This window comes from Winogradskyella immobilis (assembly GCF_021887715.1).
Taxonomy (GTDB): Bacteria; Bacteroidota; Bacteroidia; order Flavobacteriales; family Flavobacteriaceae; genus Winogradskyella; species Winogradskyella immobilis.
Genome location: NZ_JAIQXX010000002.1, coordinates 68,041 through 94,440, shown reverse-complemented (window position 1 = coordinate 94,440; position 26,400 = coordinate 68,041). Strand labels below are relative to the sequence as shown.

The 26,400-nt window shown below is 32.2% G+C and carries 29 protein-coding genes; 6 read left to right on the top strand and 23 right to left on the bottom strand.

Annotation, left to right across the window (positions count from 1 at the left end; translation table 11 throughout):
• The 3 genes from rnc to pyk all read left to right on the top strand — a co-directional run bounded on the left by rnc (position 1) and on the right by pyk (position 2,789).
• Positions 1 to 741, top strand: coding sequence for a ribonuclease III (gene rnc, locus K8Z87_RS01960; protein WP_227475794.1), 741 nt, complete (start codon positions 1 to 3; stop codon positions 739 to 741).
• A gap of 123 nt (positions 742 to 864) precedes the next feature.
• Positions 865 to 1,344: an IPExxxVDY family protein gene (locus K8Z87_RS01955; protein WP_227475793.1), complete on the top strand. Its 480-nt coding sequence runs from the start codon at positions 865 to 867 to the stop codon at positions 1,342 to 1,344.
• A 5-nt stretch (positions 1,345 to 1,349) separates the two neighbouring features.
• The gene (pyk, locus tag K8Z87_RS01950; protein WP_227475792.1) at positions 1,350 to 2,789 is read left to right on the top strand and encodes a pyruvate kinase; all 1,440 of its coding nucleotides are present in this window, start codon (positions 1,350 to 1,352) and stop codon (positions 2,787 to 2,789) included.
• A 4-nt stretch (positions 2,790 to 2,793) separates the two neighbouring features.
• Here pyk and K8Z87_RS01945 read toward each other — a convergent pair whose 3' ends face one another.
• Positions 2,794 to 3,987 (bottom strand): hypothetical protein, encoded by a 1,194-nt coding sequence (locus tag K8Z87_RS01945; RefSeq protein ID WP_227475791.1) that lies wholly within the window; start codon positions 3,985 to 3,987, stop codon positions 2,794 to 2,796.
• A gap of 22 nt (positions 3,988 to 4,009) precedes the next feature.
• Positions 4,010 to 5,119 carry a DNA polymerase IV gene (dinB, locus tag K8Z87_RS01940; RefSeq protein ID WP_227475790.1) on the bottom strand — a complete coding sequence of 370 codons (1,110 nt, stop codon included), beginning with the start codon at positions 5,117 to 5,119 and terminating at the stop codon, positions 4,010 to 4,012.
• Between the two features lie 42 nt (positions 5,120 to 5,161).
• Here dinB and K8Z87_RS01935 point away from each other — a divergent pair, with 42 nt between their 5' ends.
• Positions 5,162 to 5,632, top strand: coding sequence for a CYTH domain-containing protein (locus K8Z87_RS01935; protein ID WP_227475789.1), 471 nt, complete (start codon positions 5,162 to 5,164; stop codon positions 5,630 to 5,632).
• Between the two features lie 6 nt (positions 5,633 to 5,638).
• On the opposite strand, the gene K8Z87_RS01930 is transcribed toward K8Z87_RS01935, so the two are convergent.
• Together K8Z87_RS01930 and K8Z87_RS01925 are read right to left on the bottom strand one after the other, a co-directional pair.
• Positions 5,639 to 6,550, bottom strand: coding sequence for a PorP/SprF family type IX secretion system membrane protein (locus tag K8Z87_RS01930; RefSeq protein ID WP_227475788.1), 912 nt, complete (start codon positions 6,548 to 6,550; stop codon positions 5,639 to 5,641).
• Between the two features lie 2 nt (positions 6,551 to 6,552).
• Complete coding sequence (locus K8Z87_RS01925; protein WP_227475787.1) at positions 6,553 to 7,503, bottom strand: endonuclease/exonuclease/phosphatase family protein; 951 nt, start codon at positions 7,501 to 7,503, stop codon at positions 6,553 to 6,555.
• Positions 7,504 to 7,575: 72 nt separating this feature from the next.
• On the opposite strand from K8Z87_RS01925, the gene hflX reads away from it, so the two are divergent.
• Positions 7,576 to 8,784 (top strand): GTPase HflX, encoded by a 1,209-nt coding sequence (hflX, locus tag K8Z87_RS01920; RefSeq protein ID WP_227475786.1) that lies wholly within the window; start codon positions 7,576 to 7,578, stop codon positions 8,782 to 8,784.
• 78 nt (positions 8,785 to 8,862) lie between these two features.
• On the opposite strand, the gene K8Z87_RS01915 is transcribed toward hflX, so the two are convergent.
• The 17 genes from K8Z87_RS01915 to K8Z87_RS01835 form a co-directional block, all read right to left on the bottom strand.
• Positions 8,863 to 9,606 (bottom strand): DUF6090 family protein, encoded by a 744-nt coding sequence (locus tag K8Z87_RS01915; RefSeq protein ID WP_227475785.1) that lies wholly within the window; start codon positions 9,604 to 9,606, stop codon positions 8,863 to 8,865.
• 199 nt (positions 9,607 to 9,805) lie between these two features.
• Positions 9,806 to 10,738 carry a DUF3078 domain-containing protein gene (locus K8Z87_RS01910; RefSeq protein ID WP_227475784.1) on the bottom strand — a complete coding sequence of 311 codons (933 nt, stop codon included), beginning with the start codon at positions 10,736 to 10,738 and terminating at the stop codon, positions 9,806 to 9,808.
• Between the two features lie 119 nt (positions 10,739 to 10,857).
• Positions 10,858 to 11,367, bottom strand: a complete 510-nt coding sequence (locus tag K8Z87_RS01905) for a DUF2480 family protein (protein WP_227475783.1) — start codon at positions 11,365 to 11,367, stop codon at positions 10,858 to 10,860.
• A gap of 68 nt (positions 11,368 to 11,435) precedes the next feature.
• Positions 11,436 to 11,762: an SUF system Fe-S cluster assembly protein gene (locus K8Z87_RS01900; protein ID WP_227475782.1), complete on the bottom strand. Its 327-nt coding sequence runs from the start codon at positions 11,760 to 11,762 to the stop codon at positions 11,436 to 11,438.
• A gap of 1 nt (position 11,763) precedes the next feature.
• Positions 11,764 to 12,186 carry a SufE family protein gene (locus tag K8Z87_RS01895; protein WP_227475781.1) on the bottom strand — a complete coding sequence of 141 codons (423 nt, stop codon included), beginning with the start codon at positions 12,184 to 12,186 and terminating at the stop codon, positions 11,764 to 11,766.
• 146 nt (positions 12,187 to 12,332) lie between these two features.
• The gene (locus K8Z87_RS01890; protein ID WP_227475780.1) at positions 12,333 to 13,547 is read right to left on the bottom strand and encodes an aminotransferase class V-fold PLP-dependent enzyme; all 1,215 of its coding nucleotides are present in this window, start codon (positions 13,545 to 13,547) and stop codon (positions 12,333 to 12,335) included.
• A gap of 4 nt (positions 13,548 to 13,551) precedes the next feature.
• On the bottom strand, positions 13,552 to 14,865 hold the full coding sequence (gene sufD, locus K8Z87_RS01885; protein WP_227475779.1) for a Fe-S cluster assembly protein SufD: 1,314 nt from the start codon (positions 14,863 to 14,865) through the stop codon (positions 13,552 to 13,554).
• A 122-nt stretch (positions 14,866 to 14,987) separates the two neighbouring features.
• Positions 14,988 to 15,740: a Fe-S cluster assembly ATPase SufC gene (sufC, locus tag K8Z87_RS01880; protein WP_227475778.1), complete on the bottom strand. Its 753-nt coding sequence runs from the start codon at positions 15,738 to 15,740 to the stop codon at positions 14,988 to 14,990.
• 30 nt (positions 15,741 to 15,770) lie between these two features.
• Positions 15,771 to 16,628: an N-acyl homoserine lactonase family protein gene (locus tag K8Z87_RS01875; protein WP_227475777.1), complete on the bottom strand. Its 858-nt coding sequence runs from the start codon at positions 16,626 to 16,628 to the stop codon at positions 15,771 to 15,773.
• A 21-nt stretch (positions 16,629 to 16,649) separates the two neighbouring features.
• Positions 16,650 to 17,054 carry a hypothetical protein gene (locus K8Z87_RS01870; protein WP_227475776.1) on the bottom strand — a complete coding sequence of 135 codons (405 nt, stop codon included), beginning with the start codon at positions 17,052 to 17,054 and terminating at the stop codon, positions 16,650 to 16,652.
• Between the two features lie 10 nt (positions 17,055 to 17,064).
• Positions 17,065 to 18,513 carry a Fe-S cluster assembly protein SufB gene (gene sufB / locus K8Z87_RS01865; RefSeq protein ID WP_227475775.1) on the bottom strand — a complete coding sequence of 483 codons (1,449 nt, stop codon included), beginning with the start codon at positions 18,511 to 18,513 and terminating at the stop codon, positions 17,065 to 17,067.
• A gap of 32 nt (positions 18,514 to 18,545) precedes the next feature.
• Positions 18,546 to 18,875 carry a HesB/IscA family protein gene (locus tag K8Z87_RS01860; RefSeq protein WP_227475774.1) on the bottom strand — a complete coding sequence of 110 codons (330 nt, stop codon included), beginning with the start codon at positions 18,873 to 18,875 and terminating at the stop codon, positions 18,546 to 18,548.
• A 169-nt stretch (positions 18,876 to 19,044) separates the two neighbouring features.
• On the bottom strand, positions 19,045 to 19,254 hold the full coding sequence (locus K8Z87_RS01855) for a hypothetical protein (RefSeq protein WP_227475773.1): 210 nt from the start codon (positions 19,252 to 19,254) through the stop codon (positions 19,045 to 19,047).
• Between the two features lie 101 nt (positions 19,255 to 19,355).
• Entirely contained in the window at positions 19,356 to 20,417 is a 1,062-nt protein-coding gene (locus K8Z87_RS01850) for a cytochrome-c peroxidase (RefSeq protein WP_326520881.1), read from the bottom strand.
• Between the two features lie 5 nt (positions 20,418 to 20,422).
• Positions 20,423 to 21,253: an MbnP family protein gene (locus K8Z87_RS01845; RefSeq protein WP_227475772.1), complete on the bottom strand. Its 831-nt coding sequence runs from the start codon at positions 21,251 to 21,253 to the stop codon at positions 20,423 to 20,425.
• The gene (locus tag K8Z87_RS01840; RefSeq protein ID WP_227475771.1) at positions 21,250 to 22,581 is read right to left on the bottom strand and encodes a hypothetical protein; all 1,332 of its coding nucleotides are present in this window, start codon (positions 22,579 to 22,581) and stop codon (positions 21,250 to 21,252) included. Before K8Z87_RS01840 ends, K8Z87_RS01845 begins: the two co-directional genes overlap by 4 nt.
• A 16-nt stretch (positions 22,582 to 22,597) precedes the next feature.
• Entirely contained in the window at positions 22,598 to 24,037 is a 1,440-nt protein-coding gene (locus tag K8Z87_RS01835) for a choice-of-anchor B family protein (RefSeq protein ID WP_227475770.1), read from the bottom strand.
• Positions 24,038 to 24,149: 112 nt separating this feature from the next.
• Here K8Z87_RS01835 and thiL point away from each other — a divergent pair, with 112 nt between their 5' ends.
• Complete coding sequence (gene thiL / locus K8Z87_RS01830; RefSeq protein WP_227475769.1) at positions 24,150 to 25,205, top strand: thiamine-phosphate kinase; 1,056 nt, start codon at positions 24,150 to 24,152, stop codon at positions 25,203 to 25,205.
• A gap of 6 nt (positions 25,206 to 25,211) precedes the next feature.
• Here thiL and K8Z87_RS01825 read toward each other — a convergent pair whose 3' ends face one another.
• Both K8Z87_RS01825 and K8Z87_RS01820 read right to left on the bottom strand, forming a co-directional pair.
• Entirely contained in the window at positions 25,212 to 25,478 is a 267-nt protein-coding gene (locus K8Z87_RS01825) for a hypothetical protein (protein WP_227475768.1), read from the bottom strand.
• A 63-nt stretch (positions 25,479 to 25,541) separates the two neighbouring features.
• A complete protein-coding gene (locus K8Z87_RS01820; protein ID WP_227475767.1) occupies positions 25,542 to 26,306 on the bottom strand; it encodes an alpha/beta fold hydrolase in 765 nt (254 codons plus the stop codon).
• Positions 26,307 to 26,400: the final 94 nt, after the last annotated feature.

Sequence of the window (26,400 nt, the reverse complement as noted above, 5' to 3'; positions counted from 1 at the left end):
ATGAGTTTCATTCGTAACATACTAAATTCCCGCTCTTCAAAAGACGGGAATTTTTTTTTACAACTTCAAAACATTTTAGGATTTAAACCCAAGAACAAATCCTTATACAGAAAAGCCTTTACCCATAGGTCTATGAACCTTAAAGATAAAAAAGGCAACCCAATTAATTACGAGCGTTTAGAGTTTGTAGGTGACGCGATGTTAAGTTCTATCATTGCAGCATATTTATACGGTCAAGTGCCTCATGGAGATGAAGGTTATTTAACTAAGATGCGCTCTAAAGTTGTAAGTAGAGAGCATTTAAATGAATTGGGTAAAGATCTTAAACTTATAGATTTTGTGGTAAGTAGAATTTCAAAATCTAGTTTTGGAGATAATATTCATGGAAATCTTTTTGAGTCACTTATTGGAGCCATATATCTAGATAGAGGTTATAGTTATTGCGAAAAATTTATACATAAAAACGTGATAATTCCTTATGTAGATATTGAAACTTTAGAAGGGAAAGTAATTAGTTATAAAAGCTTACTTATTGAATGGTGCCAGAAAGAAAAAAAATCTTTTGATTATGATGTATACGAAGATACAGGTAAAGATGAATTAAAACATTTTTCAGTAAAGTTGAGTATTGACGAAAAAGTCATTGCAAAAGGACGAGCGACTTCAAAAAAGAAAGCTGAAGAAAAAGCGTCTAAACGCGCCTTTTTTGCATTCCAAAAACAAATTACAAAGCCAATATAATTTAGCTGCTGTATAATTAACACAACTAAAACGTTTTCGTAATATAAACACGTTAACTTTCATATAAACTTATCATTAAAATATGTTTTATGCACTATATTTACAGATATAATAGGGTTAAACATGGCACTACATAAACTTTTAGTTGATGATTTTTATGACGCTACTTACAAGTTAATAGCCATTCATTGCCGTTTAGAAGATTATCGTTTAGCTTATTTATTAAACCAAAGTTTAAATCTAAAATTAGAGCGCAATCCTAATGATTTAGATTTCAATTATACATCTTCATCGTATTCAATATATGAATGGAACAATTCTTCAGATTATATTACTTGGAATTTAATTGCTAACGTTTGTAAAAAAGAAGAAGAAAGTTTATATAGTACAGGAACACTTTTTAGTAATGAAAATAGAACTTTAAAGACTTATAACTTAATCCCCGAATTAAAACAAGTGGATTACTTTGTTAAAATCTCTAATGAAATACAAAATGTAAATGAAAAACTCATTATAGATAAGTTACAAACAATACCTCAAATTATAACAAGTTACCAAATTGATTTGGATACAATAAAATCAAAAGAACATTTAATTTTTTAGAATTAATGGTAAATAAAAAAACAAAAATAGTAGCAACATTAGGACCGGCAACAAGCAAGAAAGAGGTTTTAAAAGCCATGTTAGAAGAAGGCGCAAATGTATTTAGAATTAACTTTTCTCATGCAGATTACGACGGTGTAAAAGCCCGTATTAAGATGATTAGAGAATTAAATAAAAAGCATGATTACAATGCAGCTATTTTGGCGGATTTACAAGGCCCAAAATTGCGTGTAGGAATAATGAAAGAAGAGGTTGTAGTAAACCCAGGAGATGAAATTATTTTTGCTACTGGCGAACGTTTTGAAGGGACTAAGGATCGAGTTTATATGACTTATGATAATTTTCCACAAGATGCTAAAAAGGGTGAACGCATTCTATTAGACGATGGAAAACTAATTTTTGAAGTGGTCTCTACAGATAAAAAAACGGAAGTAAAAGCAAAAGTTATTCAAGGAGGTCCATTAAAATCTAAAAAAGGAGTAAATCTACCTAATACTAATATTTCTCAACCTGCATTAACTGAAAAAGATATTGAAGACGCCATTTTTGCAATTAAACAAAAAGTAGATTGGATTGCTTTGTCCTTTGTTCGGCATGCTGAAGATTTAATGCAATTACAAAAATTAATTAGTGAACATAGCGATGAAAAAATCCCAATTATAGCAAAAATTGAAAAACCAGAAGCTGTAGAAAATATTGATAAAATTGTAGCTTATTGTGATGGTTTAATGGTGGCTCGTGGAGATTTAGGAGTAGAAATTCCGGCAGAAGAAGTACCATTAGTACAAAAGCAATTGGTACATAGAGCAAAACGAGCGCGTATTCCTGTTATTATTGCGACTCAAATGATGGAGACCATGATAACTAGCCTTACGCCAACACGTGCTGAGGTTAATGATGTTGCTAATTCGGTTATGGATGGTGCAGATGCTGTAATGTTATCTGGTGAAACATCGGTTGGTAAATATCCTGTTCAAGTGATTCGGCAAATGGCAAATATTATTCGTAGTGTTGAAGATTCTTCATTAATTGAGGTGCCACAATTACCACCTCATATTCGTACCAATAGATACATTACTAAATCTATTTGTTATCACGCCGCTAAAATGGCTAATGAAATTAGTGCCAAAGCAATATCAACATTAACCAATAGTGGTTATACAGCATTTCAAATTTCGGCATGGAGACCATCATCACATATTTTGGTATTCACCTCTAACGAACGCATTTTAACACGTTTAAGTTTGCTTTGGGGAGTCACTGCATTTTATTACGACAAATTTGTGAGTACAGATGAAACTATTGAAGATGTAAATGCTATAGCTTGTAAAAAAGGATATCTCGATGTTGGAGACATGCTCATCAGTTTGGCTGCTATGCCAATTAAAAATCGAGGTATGGTGAATACATTACGTGTTACTGAGATTGAAAGTTGTGATTTGTAATAGCTTAATCTAATTTAATTTTTCTAAAAAATAAATTGATATACGTTTTAAGCCATTCGTCATTATCCTTTTCTGTGGCAATCCCTGTTAAGATATAGTCATCTCCTGTTTTTGATATGGTTGAATATGTGTAACGATGTTCGGTATATTTTTTATCAAATTTGAAATATCTATTGTCTTTTTTAGCCCAATTCCATAAAATACCAGAATTCTCGTTTACTTTGATTATCCATGGATCACCAAATGAGTTACCCACAACAATTAATTCTTCGTCATTTACATATTGAAAATCATTTACAGTATAGACTGTTTCATGTGTTTTGTAAAACTTCTTTTTTGATATTTTGAATGAATAGAATCGAGTTGCCTTTTCATAGACCATATTTCGAGGAAGTTTAAATGTTTTATGCTTCAAAATATTTAAACTATCATCAAACTTAGTAATTATTAAATAGTCCTTTAAACCACTAGAATTACCAATTGTCTTTAAGCCATTATTATACGGTTTTATTTTTGTAATCTCAAATTGAAATCCTACTTCTTTTCTATTTTTACCAAATAAATCTGTGGTATATAGAAAAGAACCATTTTTGGCACGTTCTTGCGCCAATATAAAAATGTTATCATTATTTATGAGGATTTCTTTAGGTTTAATTACTGAATTTGATTCAATATTTCGTTGATTAAAAATTTCATTCCAAAAAATATTACCATCGATATCAATGGCGGAAATAAATATTTTAGACGACTGATACCAAAAATGACCAACTAAATATATTATTCCATCTTCACCTAAAGTTATATCATTAATTAATGCATGTGTATCTTTTAAAATCTCAGTATAGTCTTTTTCCCATACTAGACCTCCATCAGAATTATATTTTTTTAATCGTTTACCGCAAATTATCATTATAGATTCATCATCAGACTTAATAATTCCTTGTGTAGCACAACGTGAGATTTCATTTTTCCAAATAATATCTCCAGACAAATTCATTTTTATCAAACTCTTATCTTGAGTTAAGATAATGTACGTTTGGTCATTAAATTTTATAATCTCTATTGGTAAATTTTTTTCATGGTAGTAGGATGTATTGTGGATATAGGTTTCGACATTAAAATTCCAAACCTCATTGACTTGAGCATTTGAAACAAATACTATTTTGGTAATTAAAATGTAGAATATATATTTTCTCATATTAAAAAGATACAATAACTTTTTAAAACTCAAACTTTAACTGAACACTAACTGTCTTTTCTTTAACAACCATTGGTTTAGAAGTTTTGTTCTCGGTATTTAAATTAGATAAAGAAATACCTAATAACCGGACCGAGTTGCTTAACTTTTCTTGATATAATAGACTTTTAGCTGTTTCTAATACAATGGCTTTATCACTTATAAAATAGGGTAATGTTTTACTTCGAGTTTGTAGTGTAAAATCGCTATATTTTATTTTTAGAGTTACCGTTTTTCCAGCAACATTACTATGAGATAAACGTTTGGCAACTTCCTCTGCAATATGTTCTAATTTTGTAAGCATAAAAATTTCTGAAGACAAGTTCTCACTAAAAGTACGTTCTGCCGCTAACGATTTTCGAATGCGATTTGGTTTTACTTCACTATTATGAATACCACGAACTACATGGTAATAATAACGGCCAGATTTACCAAAATTATCGGAGAGATATTCAAGTGATTTAGATTTTAAATCTTTACCAGTAAAAATGCCTTTCTGATACATCTTTTCAGCGGTAACTTTGCCTACGCCATAAAATTTACGGATATCTAAGTCCTCTAAAAACTGTAATACATCTTCAGGATTTACTGTTTTTTGGCCATTGGGCTTGTTACAATCACTCGCAATTTTTGCTATAAATTTATTAATGGAAATGCCAGCTGACGCAGTCAAGCCTGTTTCTTTAAAAATGCGTTGCCTAATCTCTTGCGCTATTATTGAAGCACTATGCATACCAACTTTATTTTCAGTGACATCTAAATAGGCTTCGTCTAAAGAAAGTGGCTCTACAAGATCTGTATAATCATGAAAAATTTTTCTAATATTTTGAGAGACTTCTTTGTAGCGTGTAAAATTAGTCTTTACAAAAATGAGCTCGGGACATAGTTTTTCTGCTAACCGACCAGACATAGCACTTTTAACACCAAATTTACGTGCTTCGTAACTTGCAGCACTAATAACACCGCGTTTTCCTCCGCCACCAACTGCAATTGGCTTCCCTTTTAGATTAGGATCATCTAGTTGCTCTACAGAAGCATAAAAGGCATCCATATCTACATGAATAATTTTTCGGATTGGTAAATCGCTTAGCATACTGTAAATTTAGGCATTAAATGCCTTTTATAATATCTAAATATGAACATAGAAATAGAACGTAAATTTTTAGTAAATTCAAATCGATTTAAAACTGAAGCTTATAAATCGTACAGTATAAAACAAGGCTTTTTAAATAGAGATCCTCAACGTACAGTAAGAGTACGATTAAAAAATAATCGAGGAATTTTAACTGTAAAAGGAAAATCTACGGATGATGGCTTATCTCGTTTTGAATGGGAAAAAGAAATTTCTAAAGATGATGCTACAGCATTGCTTTTACTTTGTGAAAAAGGCATTATTGATAAAACTAGATATGAAATAAAAAGCGGGAATCATATCTTTGAAGTGGATGAATTTTATGGAAATAATGAAGGCTTGATTATTGCTGAGATTGAGCTAGAATCTACAAATGAAAGCTTTGAAAAACCCAGTTGGCTTGGAGAAGAAGTTACAGGTGATACTAAATATTATAATTCTGCCTTAAGTAAAAACCCTTATAAGGATTGGTAATTAATATTAAAAGAAACGCGGGGATTTTATTCTTCGGTCCTTTTCTTTTGATGGCAATTGCAATAAAATAAAAACTTCATGAGAAGCTGAAGCAAATTGCCGTAGATTAGAGGTTACAGCATCATAAGCATAACCAATTCTTAAATTAGGGTTGATATAAACATTTACTAATCCAGAAAAGGAATCATCATAACGGTAAGAAGCGCCTAATTCTAATTTATTATACAATAAAACATTTGTATTTACATCAAAAGATGTAGGAGCGTTAAAAGCCGATTTTACTAAAAAAGAAGGTTTTAATTTTGTGTTTTCTGATAGGTTAAACACATATCCAGCAGTTATAAAATAGTGTTGTGTTTCGGAACCCAACCTAACTCCGTTAGTATTTAAATGAACAGCATCTATAAGATTTGGCACTGAAATTCCAGCATAATAATTTTCAGAATAATAAAAAACACCTACTCCCAAATTAGGAGTTGTACTGTTTATATTTTCACTAAAAAAAGGGTCGTTAGCATCAAAGACCGTGAGATTATTTAATCCAATATCATGGAAAGTGGCTCCAACTTTAAGTCCAAAAGCCAAACGATGATTTGATTCAAATTTTAAGGTATAAGAAATATCAGCATATACGTTAGTTTCTTTTACAGGGCCGAGTTGATCTGCAATTACAGAAGCACCAATACCAAGCTTGTTTTTTAATGCTGTATGCCCAAAAAACGTTCCTGTTTGTGGTGCTCCATCAATACCTGTCCATTGATTTCTGTATAATAATCCAAAGCTTGGGTTTTCCGTAGAACCTGCATAAGCCGGATTAATCACAGACAAATTATACATATACTGTGTATACTGCGGGTCTTGTTGACTGAACAACTGAAAAGCGCTAATGCATGCGATTATAATGCAGAGCTTTCTCATTGTTAATGATCTTTTTCAAGCTCAATATATACCGGAAAATGATCACTATAACCACCTTTGTAATGTTTGCCAACATAAGTTCTAAACGGTTGCCCTTTATATTTTCCATGATACTGAGTTAAGAACTTAGAATTAAACACATCAGCTTTATAAAAATCTAACGATGTAGATTTTGGATCAAAGAAATTAGTAGAAATTAAAATCTGATCGAATAAGTTCCACTCAAAATCATAATTCATACTGCCTTTTTCATTAGATAAAACCGTTTTAAAAGGGTTGTATAATTGAGATGTTTCTTCAATAGAACGGATACTATTGTTATTAGGGTTGTCATTAAAATCACCCATAACAATAATTTTAGGATCGGTATAGTTGGTTTTTAAGATTTCAGTAATTCTATTAACAGTATCAGCACCAGCAAGACGTTTGGGTTCAGATTCTTTTTCGCCTTCACGACGTGATGACCAATGATTAACAATAACATGAATTTGTTCTCCTTGTAATCGTCCGGTAACTAATAATACATCCCTTGTATAATCTCGCTCTCCGTTTTCATTTTCGAGATAAATAGCAAAAGGTTCAGAATGAGTAACCTCAAAAACATCGGTATTGTAAATTAAAGCAACATCAATACCACGCTCGTCTGAAGAATCGTAATGGACTAAATCATAATTATGCGACTTAAGATATTTACTGCTTAAAAGATCTTCAACTACACGTTTATTTTCTACTTCTGCTAAACCAACAATAACAGGAGGAGTGTTAGTATTTTCATCTCCAATCTGAGATATAACTTGTCCTAATTTTCGCAATTTATTTTCATAACGTTTGGTCGTCCAACGTTTTTTTGAAGTTGGTAAAAAATCATCATCATTGGTGTTTTCATCATCAATGGTATCAAATAGATTCTCAATATTATAAAATGCGATGGTGTATAATTTGTCTTTACTCATAAGGCTAAATATAACACTTAAAACCTAAATTTTACATTGGGCAATTATGTAACTTTGTACTTTATTTAATTTATGCTCGAAAAAAAGGACATCCATTTAGAAAAAGCGGTTTTAGTTGGTGTAATCACTAGAGAACAAGATGAAGAAAGCTCTAAAGAATATTTAGATGAGTTAGAGTTTTTAACCTATACTGCAGGAGGAGAGGTATTAAAACGGTTTACGCAAAAAATGGACATGCCTAATCCTAAGACATTTATCGGCACAGGAAAGATGGAAGATGTTCTCGATTATGTTGAAGCTAATGACGTAGGCACTGTTATTTTTGATGACGAGTTATCACCTGCCCAAGAACGAAATATTAGTAAAATTCTGAATTGTAAAATTTTAGACCGTACCAATTTAATTCTCGACATTTTTGCCCAACGTGCGCAAACAAGCTATGCAAGGACTCAAGTAGAATTGGCGCAATGCCAATATTTACTACCTCGATTAAAAGGAATGTGGACGCACCTTGAGCGTCAAAAAGGAGGAATAGGTATGCGTGGCCCTGGTGAAACAGAAATTGAAACTGATAGACGGATTGTACGTGATAAAATAGCATTATTAAAAGCTAAAATAAAGACCATAGATAAGCAAATGGCTGTTCAGCGTGGTAATCGAGGTAAATTGGTTAGAGTGGCTTTAGTAGGTTATACCAATGTGGGGAAATCTACATTAATGAACGTGATTAGTAAGAGTAAAGTTTTTGCAGAAAACAAATTGTTTGCAACCTTAGATACTACGGTACGTAAAGTGGTAATCGGTAATTTGCCATTTTTAGTGAGTGATACAGTTGGGTTTATTAGAAAATTACCAACACAATTAGTAGAGTCTTTTAAAAGTACTTTAGATGAAGTAAGAGAAGCAGATTTGTTATTACATGTAGTAGATATTTCGCATTCTAATTTTGAAGAACATATAGATTCTGTCAACCAGATTTTAGATGATATCGATAGTAAGGATAAACCAACCATAATGGTTTTTAATAAAATTGATGCTTATAAAGCAGAACCTTTTGATGAAGACGATTTAATTACTGAACGTTCTGAGGTTAATTATTCTATTGACGAATGGAAAAGTACTTGGATGAGTAGAGTTGGAGACAACGCTTTGTTTATATCAGCAATTAATAAAGAGAATATGGACGAGTTTAGAAAGCGCGTGTATAAAGAAGTCCGAAATATTCACGTAACACGTTTTCCGTACAATCAATTTTTATATCCAGATATTATTGAAGAGTAAATTTTTGAGTTTTATTTTTTTATACCTACAAGAGTTTTAAAACCTTGCAGGATAAAAGTTGAATTTTAGCTATAATGATTACTCTTCTTTCATCTCATAAAGCAATTCAAGAATTTTTGTAGTAGCGTTATCCATATTTCCATATACTCTAATAATATTCGAATACAAAGTACTACTATTTTGTAATGCAGCTTTTGCTAGTGATGTGCTTACCATAGTTTTGTAATCTTGATATGATAATGTTTGTGTTAAAGGGGAGTCTATAGTGCTTTGATCAGCACTTATTAACGATAGATTTATTGTTTTTCGTAACTCCCAGGATGACCCATTAAAATAAGAATATCTACCTTCATCATTTAGGTCTTCGTAATTTTCAAAATTTCTAATGAATACAGTAAATAGTTCAGACAGTGTTTTATTGTTTAATAAACTAAAATTACCTGTAGATTTCGCTTCTTCATATGCTGTAAGGTTGGGATCATAAATAGCACCTCTAAAATGTGAGTGCGCAAGTTGTCGTAGCGAGTCTACAGAGACCAAAGGCGTACCACTCTGTATTAATTCTTGAAACGTATTCATATTTGTAAATAGAGAATCGGCATAGTTTCTGCTTACTTTTAATGCATCTTTATTGTATTCAAAATCTTCAATAAGTGAAGCAATGAGCTCTTGTTTTACAACATTTTGTGTTCTGCTTTCATTCCAGTTATTAATGCTTAGAGCAATTAAAATACCAATGACCACAAGGATAATTTCGCCAATGGCGTATTTAAAGTACCTGCCTGCCGGCAAGGCAGGTTTGCCTGTTTTATTCTGCTCCATAAGGTTGTATCGTATTTTTCGAAAAAATTTAATCATAATTGTATTGTGTTGTCATTCCTGTGTAGACAGGAATCCATTTTCAATGAAGTATGTGCTAATTTAATGATTTACAGAAATCAAACACTTAGAATTAGTTGAAATAAAAAAGAGACCTAAATATTTAGATCTCTTTTTTAATATACAATATTTGTTATAATGTTTAAAACGCATAACTCAATCCAAACGTCCAATACGTTTGTAAATCATTATCTACATCATCAAATGAAGTTGCAGTAGCAGGGTTTTGGTTTAATGCAAAATTAAGTGCTTCTTGTTTATTGCTACGCAATCCAAAATCGAAACCAACACCAATTTTTTTCCAAAGTGTATACGAAAATGAGTTATTCCATGTCCAGTTAGATAAATCATCAACTTCTTCATAGCTTATAAAAGCAGATAAATTTGTTTTAAAATTAATAGCTCCTACTTTACGTGTGTAATCAGCAACAATCTTAGCGCCTAATGACGATTCAAAAATTGTATCACCGCTGCTAAACACAAAATTGTAGTTGGCAGGATGAATTACAACCACAAGATTGGTAATAGGCGTCCATGTAAAACCAACACCAAAGTCTAAATATCCTGGATCGTTAAAATCGTTAAGTACTGTTGTTCTGTATTCTGCTAACGCAGAAACCGCCCATTTTTTACTTATATTACGTCCATATAGTGATGTTAATGTAAAGATATCAGTAGTGGGTTCAAAACTATCATTGTCATTTGGGTCATCTCTATCATCTAGTCTTGTCCAAGCAAAATTTATAAGACCAGAATTTCTCCAGAAAAACTTTTCTTCAATTAAGTTAGCATAAGCATTTACAGAAATACCTATATTTCCTGTAGAGTTATTAGGCACACCTTGAGTAAAAGCGTTACGTTGTTCAGAGATACTAAACCCTAAAGTACCAAAAATAGCTTTTCTCCATCCAGGTAAAGCGTCTATTTTGGCTTGAGCGCCATCAGCAACTGCTTGGGCAGAATCTGCTACTTTTTGTGCTTTAGCTTTTTCAGCTTTTAATTCTTCTTTTGTTTGTGCAAAACCTATTGAGGTTGCAAATAAAAGTAATACAACTAAACGAAATTTAGAGATCATTGTAATAAATTTTAAGTTATAAATTATTGGTTAAATTTGAAGTAAATATAAAGCAAAACAAATCTTTAAAATACGTCACTTATAGACTTAGACCTAAAACAAGTCTGAAAAGTCACAATTTATTTACTTTTTTTATAAAGTGGTACTGCAGAACAAGCCTCACCATACATAATGGATTTAGCTATTGGCTTTAATTTATTGGTTAATAAAATAAGTGCATTTAGAGGCACTGGCTTATTAGAACAACCTTTAATAATAACAGGTGTGTCTTTATAGTTTTCCACATTAAAATCATTAATAATAGAAGTGTAAAGAACAGTTTCTAATTGCTCTAAATTGCCATTAATTACAAACTTAGCATAAGGTTGCAATTGAACAGTAATGAGCATATAAGCCCAATCAGGTATAATAGCTTCTGTAGAACAATGAAGAGCTACATAACAATCTTGATATTGCTTCCAGTTGTGCTCAGTAACATATACTCTAAACTCTTTTTCACGTAATACTAAACCTTCTAAAAGCCAATCTTTAATATCAAAAAGTATGCGTTTACCATCAGGATAAAAATCTTCGAGATCTATAACCTGTAGTTTACTATTAGCTACTCTATTTATAATTTCATCTTTCATTATCTAAACCTTTCGATTGCGCTCAAGGTGACGTTTTATATGTCCGAGACTGAATACTACTGCTAACTTTATAGCATGCCTAATTCTAGCTTAGCTTCTTCACTCATAAGGTCTTGTGTCCAAGGTGGATCAAAAGTAATCTCTACTTCTGCGTCTTTAACATCTTTAATAGATTTTACTTTTTCTTCAACTTCTAATGGTAAAGTTTCTGCAACAGGGCAATTAGGTGTTGTTAGTGTCATTAAAATTTTAACATCAAAATCTTCATTAACAAAAACATCGTAGATTAATCCTAATTCGTATATATCTACAGGGATTTCTGGATCGTATATGGTTTTTAATACACGAACAATTTTCTCTCCTAATGCATTTGTATCTATAGTTGTTTCGCTCATTTTAATTAAGTTGTGTTTGGTATGCGATAGCATACAATTTTAATTGTTTTATCATACTTACAAGGCCGTTTGCTCTTGTTGGCGATAAATGTTCTTTTAAACCAATTTGATCTATAAAATCAGTGTTGGCTTCAATAATATCTTTAGGGTGTTGATTGGAAAATACACGGATTAAAATAGCAATAATCCCTTTAGTAATAATAGCATCACTATCTGCTGTAAATACTACTTTGTTATCATCCATATTAGCATGCACCCAAACTTTACTTTGGCAACCTTTAATAATATTGTCTTCCGTTTTGTACTGTCCGTCAATTAAAGGTAAATCTTTACCTAAATCAATCATATACTGATAACGTTCTTCCCAGTCTTCAAACATAGAAAACTCATCAATGATTTCTTCTTGTACAGCTTTAATAGTCATGCTATTTTTTTTACAAAGGTACGACATATCTATTTTTCTATTGCATTTATATCTGAGATAACATTTTATTAAACAGACGTTTTAAAAGAAAGAAATCACTTAAAATTTAAGTGATTTTTGTAAAGTGTTTTTGAAACGAGACTATTTTATGAGAGCATTGTTACCGTTTTTTTTAATGCGGTAATAAACTGGTCAATTTCTTCTTTAGTGTTATAGAACATAAATGAAGCACGTACAGTCCCTGGGATTTTATAAAAATCCATAATGGGTTGCGCACAGTGATGCCCTGTACGTACGGCGATTCCCATTTTGTCTAATAATGTGCCTATATCATAAGGATGAATATTTGCAACATTAAAAGAAATCACTGAAGTTTTATGTTTTGAAGTTCCGTAGATTTTTAAACCTTCAATGTTATTTAACTGCTCCGTAGCATATTGAAGCAATTCATCTTCATAATTAGAAATGGTTTCAAAACCAATGGTATTCATATAATCTATGGCAGCCCCAAAAGCAATACCACCACAAATATTTGGTGTGCCTGCTTCAAACTTATGCGGTAAATCTGCATATGTTGTTTTTTCAAAAGTAACTTCAGCAATCATTTCTCCACCTCCTTGATATGGTGGTAATTTATTAAGCCATTCTTCTTTGCCGTATAAAACACCAACTCCAGTAGGACCACACATTTTATGAGCAGAACAGACGTAAAAATCTACATCTAAAGCTTGTACGTCTGCTTTTATATGCGGACTAGATTGTGCTCCATCAACTAAAACAGCGGCTCCAACAGCATGAGCCTTTTCAATAATAGAAGCAATAGGGTTTATAGTGCCTAATGCATTTGAAACATGATTTACAAAAACAAGTTTGGTATTAGTATTTAAAACAGCATCAAACTCGGATATAACAAGTTCTCCATCCTGATTCATAGGAATCACTTTAAGCTTAGAACCCGTTTGCTCACAGAGCATTTGCCAAGGCACAATATTACTATGATGCTCTAATGCAGAAACAATAATTTCATCTCCTGCTTTTAATAAAGATGAAAATCCATTAGCAACTAAATTAATGCCATGCGTTGTGCCCGAAGTATATATAATCTCATACGCATATTTGGCATTAAAATGCTTTTGAATTTTAATACGAGCTTGCTCATATGCATCTGTAGCTTCTTGGCTAAGACTATGCACACCTCTATGAATATTAGCATTGTAATTAGTATAGTAATCTACAATAACATCAATGACTTGTTGAGGTGTCTGAGATGTGGCTGCATTATCTAAGTAAATTAATGGTTTACCATTAACTTCTCTATTAAGAATAGGGAAATCTTGCCTAATATCTTCTGCGTTGAACATACGTTTATAAATCGAAACCAATATTAACTCCCAGCTTATTAGCTATAAGTTTGGTAATGCGTTGTTTGATTTGTGGAATTTTTACAGAATCTAAAACATTATTACTAAAGGCATACATTAATAGACCTTTAGCTTCGTTTTCGGGAATACCACGAGAACGCAGATAGAATAAAGCACTATCATCTAATTGACCAATAGTACAACCATGAGAACATTTTACATCATCTGCAAAAATCTCTAGTTGAGGTTTAGTGTTAATGGTTGCTTTATCACTGACTAAGATGTTATTATTTGCTTGAAATGCATTTGTTTTCTGTGCTTCTTTTTCAACAACAACTTTACCATTAAAAACACCCGTTGAATTGGCATCAAAAATGCCTTTGTAATCTTGGTGACTTTCGCAATTAGGTTCTATATGGTGTACTAATGTGTTATGGTCAACATGCTGTTTATCTCCAATAATAGTAATGCCTTTCATTGTAGAATCGATGCGCTCACCGTTTTGATAAAAATTAAGGTTATTGCGCGTTAATTTTCCACCAAAAGAAAAGGTGTGCACTTTTGCTAAACTTTCTGCTCTTTGGTTGATATATGTATTATCAATTAAAGATGCTGTTTGTCTATCGTTTTGAATTTTATAGTAATCTACAATAGCGCGTTTGTTTGCAAAGATTTCAGTAACACTGTTTGTTAATACAGGGTTGTCTGTTAAGCTTTGATGACGTTCAATAATCTGAACATGAGAATTTTCGTCAACAACTACTAAATTTCTTGGCTGAAGCATTAAAGCGGCTTCATTACCTGTAGAAAAATGAATAATTTGTATTGGCTTATCAACCAATTTATTCTTTGGAATATGAATATACGCTCCTTCATTTGAAAACGCCGTATTTAAATATGCTAAGCTATCTTTAGATGCAACTTTATTGAAATAATTTTCAATAATTAAACGGTATTTAGGCTTAGTTAATGCAGCAGACATTAAACACACATCAATATCATCGTGTGTGGTTTCGGATAAGTGAGAAGAATATTTTCCATCAATAAAAATGATCTTATAAGAATCGATATCGTGGATAAAATATTTTTTTACATCTTTATAATCTAAAGCTTCTTCATGTTTTGGAAACACGCTATAATCGTTCTTTAAAATACTGTTTAAAGAAGTGTATTTCCATGCTTCTTGCTTTTTATTAGGAAACCCTTCGGTTTCAAAAGCTTTCATGGCTTCTATTCTAATATCGTGTATTGGCGAATCTACATCTACAGTGTTTTCAAATGCTAAAAAAGACGATACTAATTTTTCTTTTAAATCCATCTTATTAAGTATGCAGTCTTAGTATTCAGTTAGCAGTTATACGCTTTTATGATGCTTTAGACTGTTTTCTTTATTTAATTTATAGCTTAGTTATTTTTATTGTCAATTGAGACTAATTGATACTAAGCATCTACTTCTTCTTTAATCCAATCGTAACCTTTAGCCTCTAACTCATGAGCTAATTCTTTTCCGCCCGATTTTACAATACGTCCGTTATGTAATACATGCACAAAATCAGGAACGATATAATCTAACAAACGTTGATAATGCGTAATTACAATAACAGCATTATCCTTAGTTTTTAGTTTATTAACTCCATTGGCTACAATACGTAAAGCATCAATATCTAAACCAGAATCTGTCTCGTCTAATATGGCTAATTTTGGCTCTAACATTGCCATTTGAAAAATTTCATTACGTTTTTTTTCGCCACCAGAAAACCCTTCGTTTAATGAACGCGATAAAAATTTACGATCAATTTCTAAAAGTTCAGATTTTTCACGAATCAATTTTAGCATTTCTTTAGCTGGCATATCCTCTAAACCTTTGGCTTTACGTGTTTCATTGATTGCCGTTTTCATAAAGTTAGTAACACTAACTCCAGGAATTTCTACTGGGTATTGAAACGATAAAAACACACCTTTGTGAGCGCGTTCTTCAGCACCTAATTCTTCAATATCTTCACCATCTAAAAGGATTTTTCCTCCTTCTACTTCGTAATCTTCTTTACCAGCAATAACAGAAGCTAATGTGCTTTTTCCAGAACCGTTTGGTCCCATTATAGCATGTACTTCTCCTGGGTTTACTTCTAAGTTTATACCTCTTAAGATGTTTTTATCTTCAACACTAGCGTGTAAATCTTTTATCTTTAACATACGATTTGTTTATACGTAATCTTAATTAATTTATTTTAATATATTCTGTAATTTGGTTAAGTCCATTGGACTATGCTGTATAATAACTTCTGCATTTTTTTCTTTTGCAAAAGCTTCAAAAACAGCCATACTTTCTCTGGTTTGTGGAAAATCGTAATTAAAACTAGGCGATACTTTGCTTTGACGATTTTCTTGGAAATGGTATAAATCTCCAGTTAATAAAATAGGACGTTCTAATCCTAAATCTAAATATAAAGATTGGTGTCCAATAGTATGTCCTGGTGTAGATTTTATAATAACGCTACCATCACCAAACACATCATGATCTCCATTTAGTTTTTGTACATTTTTTAATTCTGAAACAGCAGCACCCAAACCTGTAGCTTGCTCTGGACTAGTAATAAAATCATATTCGTTTTCTTGGACTAACCAAGTTGCATTTTTGAAATAATTTGCAGTACCCGTATGGTCAAAATGAATATGAGAGATACCTATATAATCAAAATCTTCATAGGTTAAGTCTAACGTTTTTAATTGATGACCAATAGAATCTTTTCTGGCAATAGTAAATGTACCATCTCCAGGTGTTACGGGTTCTGAACCTATAGCTTCAGGTAAACCTGTGTCCCAAATCATACGTTTACCACTTTGATGAGTAATAATATAGATAGGGTCAACAAATACTTTAGATTGTCCTTGATAAAGGTGCAAACTATCAGAAAACGCTTCAAGTTTGTTCACTGTAATATCACCTCCATTAACAACCTGAAGTGTTATTTTTGGTGTGTCTTTAACTTCTATAGTTTCTTCTTTAACTGTAGTTTTATTTTCATTTTTACATGAGAAAACTAAGCCTAAAGCAAAAACTAGAATTACAATTTTTTTCATTTTAATAGTTGTTTAGGTGTGTTATTTTTCACCAATTCTAATAACATCGTTAGTGTCGGTTGGTTGGTGAACATCTATAATTTCTTTTATCTCTACCCGAAATGGCCATCCTTCTTCATCTTCCGGCTTAGGAAATTTTTTAACTCTAACCGTTACAGGAATCATATCCGTATTTTCTTTTTTGTAAGGTTTAACACGCGCATTGAGTTTGTGCATATTATCATCAATAACAACAGCATAAATGTTGTTTTGAGTTTGTAATACTGCTGCATCAGAATGATAAATAAAATCTCCGCGCATTGTAGTTAAACCATCGTTTACTGCTTCAATAGTAGAATCTAGAGATTGATTCTCTTGAGATTGCCTTTCTTTTTTACAACTCATAAAGGCAATAGATAATAATAAAATTAAAAATCCTTTTTTCATTTTTATACAATTAACCAACTGAACCTTCTAAACTTATTTCTAATAATTTTTGAGCTTCAACTGCAAACTCCATTGGCAATTTGTTTAATACGTCTTTACTAAAACCATTTACAATTAATGCAATGGCTTTTTCTGTATCAATACCACGTTGGTTACAGTAGAAAATTTGATCTTCACCAATTTTGCTCGTAGTAGCTTCGTGCTCAATTTGGGCTGATTTATTTTTAGCTTCTATATAAGGGAATGTATGCGCACCACATTCATTACCCATTAATAAACTATCGCATTGCGAGAAATTACGAGCGTTTTCTGCTCTAGAACTGACTTGTACTAAACCTCTATAACTATTTTGAGATTTACCTGCAGAAATACCTTTAGAGATAATGGTTGACTTGGTGTTTTTACCTAAGTGAATCATTTTAGTGCCTGTATCTGCTTGCTGATAATTATTAGTTACAGCTATTGAATAGAATTCACCAACTGAATTGTCACCTTTTAATACACAAGATGGATATTTCCATGTTACAGCAGAACCAGTTTCTACTTGAGTCCAAGAGATTTTTGCGTTTTTCTCGCAAAGTCCTCGTTTAGTTACAAAATTGTAAACACCACCTTTTCCTTCGGCATTACCAGGGAACCAATTTTGTACAGTTGAATATTTTATTTCAGCATCATCTAAAGCAATTAACTCTACAACAGCAGCATGTAATTGATTTTCATCACGGCTAGGAGCTGTACAACCTTCTAAGTACGATACATAACTGCCTTCATCTGCGATAACAAGTGTACGTTCAAATTGACCAGTACCAGCTTGATTGATTCTAAAATAGGTTGATAATTCCATAGGACAACGTACTCCTTTTGGAATATAACAGAATGAACCATCACTAAATACCGCTGAATTTAGAGCAGCATAAAAATTGTCTTTAGTAGGTACAACAGTACCGATATATTTTTTTACAAGTTCTGGATGCTCTTTAATAGCTTCAGAAATACTCATAAAAATAATGCCTTTTTCGGCTAAAGTCTTTTTAAAGGTTGTAGCAACAGAGACAGAATCTACAACAATATCCATAGCAATATTATTCATCTTTTTCTGTTCGTCAACTGAGATCCCTAGCTTTTTATACATTGCTAATAAATCTGGATCTACATCGTCTAATGTTTTGTTAGGATCTACGGCTACAGGCGCAGAATAATAAGCTATTGATTGAAAATCGGGTTTTTGGTAATGTACATTAGCCCATTCTGGCTCAGCCATTTCTTTCCAAACTTTAAATGCTTCAAGGCGCCATTCGGTCATCCACTGTGGCTCTTCTTTCTTCTTAGAGATAGCACGAACAATGTCTTCGTTTAATCCAATAGGGAATGTTTCAGATTCGATATCAGTATAAAAACCATACTCATACTCTTTGGTTTTTAATTCTTCTCTTAAATCGTCTTCTGTATATTTGCTCATAACTCTATTTCGAGTTTAATGTTATAGTTAATTTAGAGAGAAAAGGACTCTCCACAACCGCAAGTACGGTTTGCATTTGGGTTATTAAACACGAAACCTGTTCCGTTTAATCCTCCAGAATATTCTAAAGTAGTACCAATTAAGTATAGGAAACTTTTTTTATCGACTATAATTTTAATGCCGTTGTCTTCAAAGACTTTATCTCCTTCAGCTTGAACGTTATCAAATTTTAAATCGTAAGATAGACCAGAACAACCACCACTTTTTACACCAACTCTAACATAATCGTTAGTGTAATTGTAACCGTCTTCAGTCATTAATTCTACAACTTTATTCTTAGCTGTCTCAGATACTTTAATCATTTTTTAAATAGATTTAATCTAAATAGAATGCAAATATACGATTTAAGTCAGTTTTTAAGATAACTCCTAACATTATATTAAGATATACCATAATAACTTTTTATTATACTTGAACTGCAGTAGATTAAAGTATGCGAAATATATTGAGTTAAAACGGGAGTAAAAAAGATTAAGAGGCTAGTTTACGCTTTAAAAGAAAGAGTTTTTTTAAGGTTTTTTCAAAAGTTTTGTCCTTAGATATACTGGCATCTAAATTGTCATATTCGTCAGTACAGGTAATTGTATTACAATTTTTACAAATAAGCTTAGAGGTATTTAGTTTCTGGTAATTATGACCAAAAACTAGACATGTAAAATCGTTATTAGTTGTGGGTTTCATAGGTTGTTATAAGATTAGGGGCTATGAATATAAGAAAACGATTTAATTTTAACGCTTAAGCGTAAATATTTTCGATGAAATGCATTTTTTTGTTGATTTTATTAATTCTGAAATTCAGGATTATTAATAAAAGAAGGATCTGATAATGAGAGTAAAAATGCTTTTAAATCCGCTTTATCTTGAGGTGTGAGTTGAACTCCGCCTTGATCTAGACTTTTCATTAAAGGATCTATAGTTGGTGAGCTTTTTAATCCTTCACTATAATGATTTATAACTTCATCTAAAGTACTAAAACGACCATCGTGCATGTATGGAGCTGTATATGCTAAATTACGTAATGATGGGGATTTAAATTTGCCATTATCACTAGGATCACCTGTTACAGCACCTAATCCAAGATCTGTAATTTCATTATCTAAACCGTTATTATGGAAGATATTATCTGTCCATAACGGATTGTTTGGACTACCATGACAATGAAAACAATCTCCTCTAGCTTCATCCATAAAAACATTAAGTCCATTTTCTTCTTCAGGTGTTAATGCTTCTTGCCCCAATAGAAACCGATCGAATTTAGAATTTGCAGAAATTAAAGTACGCTCAAATTGTGCTATAGCTTTTACAGCAAGTTCTTTAGTTATATTGTCTGAGTTGAAAGCACGAAGAAATAATTCTGGATAATCAGGGTGTTGGTTTAATTTAGTTACGACATCATCCCAATTACTATGCATTTCTATAGGGTTTTGAACAGGCTCTAAGGCTTGCCGTTCTAAACTTAATTCTTTACCATCCCAAGCAAAACGTTCATCATAATTCCATGCCAAATTAAATAATGGCATTGAGTTTCTAGTACCAAAAACACCTTGGGCTCCATCGCTAGTTGGTGTGTTGTCCGAAAACCCATTTTGAGGACTATGGCAAGTTGCACATGAAATGGTTTCATTACCAGATAATAAGGGGTCAAAAAATAATCGTTTTCCTAGGGCAATACCTTCGACAGTTTGAGGATTATCATTAGGAATTACAGGAGGAATAATATTGTCTGAAAATATCAGTGGGATTTCTAGTGCAGCAGGCACAGGTTCGTAGCCAACACCTTCGTTAGAACAAGAAAAACTAACGAGTAAGATTAGGTTTAAAAATACCAATTTAGACCTCATCATTTAGTTTATTGAGATACTGTTCCTAAACTAAATACCGATTGTCCGTTTTGAAACATCATTATCTGCGCAGCAGAATTGGGCATTAAAACGGTATTTAAAACATTTAAATCCCATTGATTAGGGTTTTTAAACCACTCAGCAATATTCATTTTAATTTCTATATTGGTATCACTTGTAATATTTATAGGCCCTAGATCCACAGTAAAAAAAGTGTCTTGTGGAAATGTTGGGTTTGGCCCTGGATTATCGGCAGCTCTTATAGCATGATAATTAAAATTGCCTTCTTCGTTATTTGTAGAAGAGAGATATTTACCATCAAATTGCATATAATGGTAACCACCACCTAGCATATCAGGCACATTAAAAGATGCAGAATTTAAATCTATATAGTTTTCAGAATTATCTTCATTATCAAACCCAAAAGTAAAAGACACATTAGTATAATTGCCTGTAGAAATTTTTGTTTCTGGACTAAAATTTAAACCATTACCATTTGTTAGGTCAACAAGATTATGGGTGTCTAACTCAATAGTTTCTCCATCAGTATTAGTAAACGTAATATCTGAAATTAAATAACGTAGGCGCTCAATACTTATAGTTTCGCCGTTTTGATTGGTAAATTGAAAATTATTAAAATCTGAGTTAGTCACTAAAGCTCCGTCCCAATCATGTGTAAAATTAAATGTAGTTAAAACAGTTACATCTGTATTTTGAATATTTTCACTATCACTAGTACAGGCTACAATAAATAAAATTGAAAAAGCCAATAGTGTAAAAAGGCGTTTATTAATATAGTTTTTAACTGTTTTGTTTTGTAGATAAATTTTCTTTTTCATAACATTTTTATTAATAGCATATCTGTAAATCCTCTGTTTTCTGTTATATCTTGATCATTACTGGCAGTGTCACCAACAACTACAATAGTATTGTCATTTAATTCTGCGATACCATAGGCAAAATCAATATTGCTACCTCCAATACTTCTTTCCCATTGTAGATTTCCATTGCTATCTACTTTTAGTACCCATGCATCATTTTGCCCTTTATTTTCAGATACATCAATATCACTACTTCTTGAGCTTCCTGCTAAAATAAACCCATTATCTCGTGTCCTTTTTATTGATCGTGAAACATCAAAACTTGATCCACCAATGGTTCTCTCCCAAATTAATTCACCTTCAGGAGATATTTTAATCAACCATAAATCGGCGGCACCATTATTATTAGAAACATCATTTGAATTGCTGCGCGTATCTCCAGCAATGACAAAATTGCCATCTCCAGATTTTACAATAGCTCTGGCTTGATCTATTTCGTCTCCACCAAATGATTTTTCCCAAAGTAAATCTCCGACATCAGATATTTTAATGATCCAAAAATCGTAAGACCCAAGGTTGTTAGTAATATCGATGTCAAAACTATCTGATCCTCCAACAATTATAAATCCATTATCATCAGTTTCTACGATGCCTTCTGGCATATCTGTAAAACTTCCTCCAAAGAATTTACTCCAAAGCATATCTCCAGACGCATTTAGACGAATAGCCCAATATTCTCCTCCTGCATGTCTATTGCTTGTTCTGGATGAATTGCCTTGTCCGCCAGAAGCAGAAACATCTAAAATGCCAGAAATTAAATAGCCTTGATCATTAGTTTGAATGACAGAAAAACCACTATCATTACCCTGAAAACCAAATGATTTTTGCCATGAAACAGCTCCACTAGCATCTAGCTTTACAAGCCAATAATCTTCCATGCCTGCATTGTTGCTAACGTCTCCATCATTACTTAAGCTAGAACCTATAATAGCGTAACCACCATCTTGAGTTTGTATAATATCTTGACCTCTATCATCAGAGCTACCTCCATATGTTCTGCTCCATTGCAATTGGTCTTGAGCATCGAATTTTAATACCCAATAATCGAAATTTTCATTTTGTTTATCTGAAACATCTCCATCTATACTTTGAGTAAAACCTAAAATAGCATAACCGCCATCAGTAGTATTGATAACAGATTGAGCGCTATCATTTAAGCTGCCACCAAGAGTAATAGAAAAATCTATAGTTCCATTTGTTATGTCAGGCGATGAGTTTCCATCGTCATTAGATGAGCAACTAAAAATGACACATAGAATAACACCTAGGTATTTAATTAAAGACATTCTTTTTAAACGCATATTAATTTGCTCTAACAATAAATAAACCACCTTCAATATCACTAATCACTATATTACCACTATCAAAATAAGGATAGACATTCCAGACTCCATTAAAACTTGTATTATTGTTAGCAGGAAACGTGTCAAAGAAGCCTGTCTCTGTCATAACTCCATTACTAATGTTGCTCACATCGATAACTCTGATTCCAGCAGTATAATTAGCGACATAAAAATTATTACCATTTACATAACCGTTGTGGTCAATAGCATTTGTTGGCCCAAAATAATCCATTTGAAATTGTGGATTATCCAGATCGCTAAAATCAAAAACAATGGTTCTAGAAGCATCCCCAAAATTAATTTCATCGAGCTCATCACCTAAAAGAAAATAGGTCATGTCTTCTGTAAACCAACCTTGATGTGTAAAACCAATTCTATTATATACCATTGTTGAGATAGTAATTGGATTAGATTTATCTGTGATATCGGCAATAACGATTTCATCTTCGTTACTTCCAATAAATATTTCACGTCCTGTATAATCTGTGTCGGGACCATTGTAAGTTACGACTTGGGCATCATGAGAATAAGTGCCTTCTGCATAACCTCCAGCAGCAGTTGGATTAGTAGGGTTTTGAATATTAACAAAATGAGGACCTCCAGCAAATGTGGTTGTGCCTACAGCATAAGCAAAACCACTGGTTTCATTAATCACTATATTATGGGCATTACCGAATTCAGTATACCTAGCATCAGCAGTAAATGTTTCTGGAGGATTGGTAACGTTTCTTAAACGTGTTAAATCGAAAACCTGCATGCCATGACCGGGAGCTTCACTAACAATAAAGGCGTGATTATTATAAACTTTTATATCTCTCCATGGACTAGGGGTTGTTGCAGTAGGCAAACGGCCTAAATTAATAGGGTTTATAGGGTCAGTAATATCAACAAAAGCAGCGCCAGTAGTTAGGCCAACTAAAGCATATTCTCTACCTGTTGTAGGATCTGTCCATCCCCAAGAATCATTACCTTGAGCACCTGTTCCACCAAGTTCAGCTGCAGAAATCATACTCATTAAGTCATATCCATTACATGGAAAAGGACCAGCAGTACCACCAACACACCTAAATAAGGGTTGGGTTCTTGCATCGCATACGTTTCCTACTCCATTGTTATCATCATCTGCTTGATCTGCATTTGGAATTAACGGGCAATTATCTTGATCGTCTGGGACTCCATCACCATCGTCATCGTCATCGCAAACATCACCAAGCCCATCACCATCTGTATCTAATTGATCTGTGTTAGGAATAGTAGGACAATTATCATTAAAATCGAAGAAACCATCATTATCCATATCTGGGTTTGTAATTGAAGAATCATCGTCCGAAGAACAGTTGATATAACAAAAACAACAAATAAAAATTAAGAAGATTTTAAAAAAACGAAATGCTTTCATGAGAGATGCTTTTATGCAATTTAAGATTAAATTAAGAAAATAATAATAAGATTAATGTTAAATAAGCATTCAAACTGTGTGTAAATCAGAAAAAGCATAATATTTTTGCAAAATGATAGAAGATAAAAATCAACAACGCACTCCACTTAGTGAACTGGGTGAGTTTAAGTTAATTGAACACTTAACTCAACATTTTAAGATTACTCAAGAGACGACAATAAAAGGTATAGGTGATGATGCTGCAATTATAGATATAAAAGATAAGCAGATTGTAGTAAGCACAGATTTACTTGTTGAAGGTGTACATTTTGATTTGAGCTATGTACCACTCAAACATTTAGGATATAAAGCCATGATGGTTAACATCTCTGATATTTGTGCAATGAATGCTAAAGCAACTCAAGTTACTGTGTCTATTGCAGTTTCTAACAGATTTCCATTAGAAGCCTTAGAAGAATTATATGCGGGTATCTCAACAGCATCTAAATTGTATAATATAGATGTTATTGGAGGAGATACTACATCTTCTACATCTGGATTAATTATCTCTATTACAGCAATTGGTGAAGTTAATGCTAATGATGTGGTATTAAGATCTGGAGCAAAACCAAATGATTTAATTGTGGTTTCTGGGGACATTGGTGGCGCATATATGGGGTTACAAGTATTAGAACGAGAAAAAGAAGTCTTTAAAGTAAACCCTAACAGCCAACCAGATTTATCAATGTATACTTATATCGTAGAGCGTCAATTAAAACCTGAAGCACGTAAGGACATTGTAGACCTATTACAACAACTTAATGTAAAACCAACGAGTATGATTGATATTAGTGACGGTTTATCATCAGAGATTATACACCTTTGTAAACAAAGTAATGTAGGTTGCGATTTATATGAAAATAAAATTCCATTAGATCCTCAAGTAATTTCAACTTGTGAAGAATTTAATATCGACAGCACGACGATTGCTTTAAACGGAGGTGAAGATTATGAGCTTTTAATGACGATTTCTCAAGATGATTTTCCTAAGATAAAAGGAAACCCTAATTTAACCGTTGTTGGGTATATTACTGAAAAAGATAGAGGTATGCATTTGGTAACTCGAGGCGAAACCAAAATTCCTATTATAGCAAAAGGATGGAATGCTTTAGGAGAGAATATAGAATAGAATAAATTAAGCGGCTGTAGTTTGAAAAGAACGACGCTTCTTCATACGCATCATTTTGTTTGAATAAATTTTAGCTAATACAGAATTGATCTCTTGAAATTTAGGGGTTAATTCTGTTAACTTCCCATTACTATCAGTCGTTAATTGCTTTTTACAACATTTGCAAGTATATTCTTTGACATGAAACGTCACCTTTTTTGTCATTTTATAATTATGACCAAACACATCACAATACAATTTTGAGGCTGTCAAGGCATTAGTAGTTTTTTTCATAATTGGTAAATTTGGGATGACTAACTTATTCAAAAAAAGACAAATAACAGTTTTATTACGTAATTATTCGATAAAAAGATTTAAAAAGTAAGATAATTCTGATTTATTTTCAATATGACTCATATGCCCTTCGGATAATTCAGTAATTTCAATATCTGTATGTTCTACTTTTTTTATAAGAATGTCAGAATTAATTACAGGATCTTTACGCCCAATTATAATTAACTTTTTTGCTTTTAAATTTTTAAAAGTATCGAAATGATCAAGTCGTATTTTCATACCTTCTTGCGCAGCCATATAACCTTGACGTGATGTTTTTAAAGCTTCGACTAAAGCTTTTTCATAAGCTGTTTTATAAATAGTTTTACTTTTTGGGGCAAACAGGTTTGCAAAAGATACACGAACCATGTTATTAAAATTGGTTTGTATCATTTTATTAGCTCTAGTTCTTAATTCTTTTCGTTCTTCATCATCCGCTTCAAATGTAGAGTTCATTAAACACAAACCGCTAAATAATGTCGGGGATGATTTTGCTAATGCTAACGCAACATAACCTCCCATAGAATGCCCTATAAAATGAGCATTTTTGATATTTAAAGTCTTTAGAACAGCCAAAACAGCATCAGCCATATCTTCCATGGTATGTATATAACCTAACGAATCGGTTTTGCCATGTCCAAGTAAATCTATAGCTATTGTTCTGCATTTTAATTTAGGAATTAAATCCTTCCACATGGTACTATTTTCAAGAAACCCATGTAATAAAATAACGGGTTTCCCTATACCAGTTTCTGTATAGTTTAATGAAATGTTTTTGTAAAAAACCATAATTAAAACAAAGATAATTTTTGAAAGTATTTATCAATATTAAAACATCAATAACATTTTACTATATTTGAGAATACACTAACTAACTAAAAAT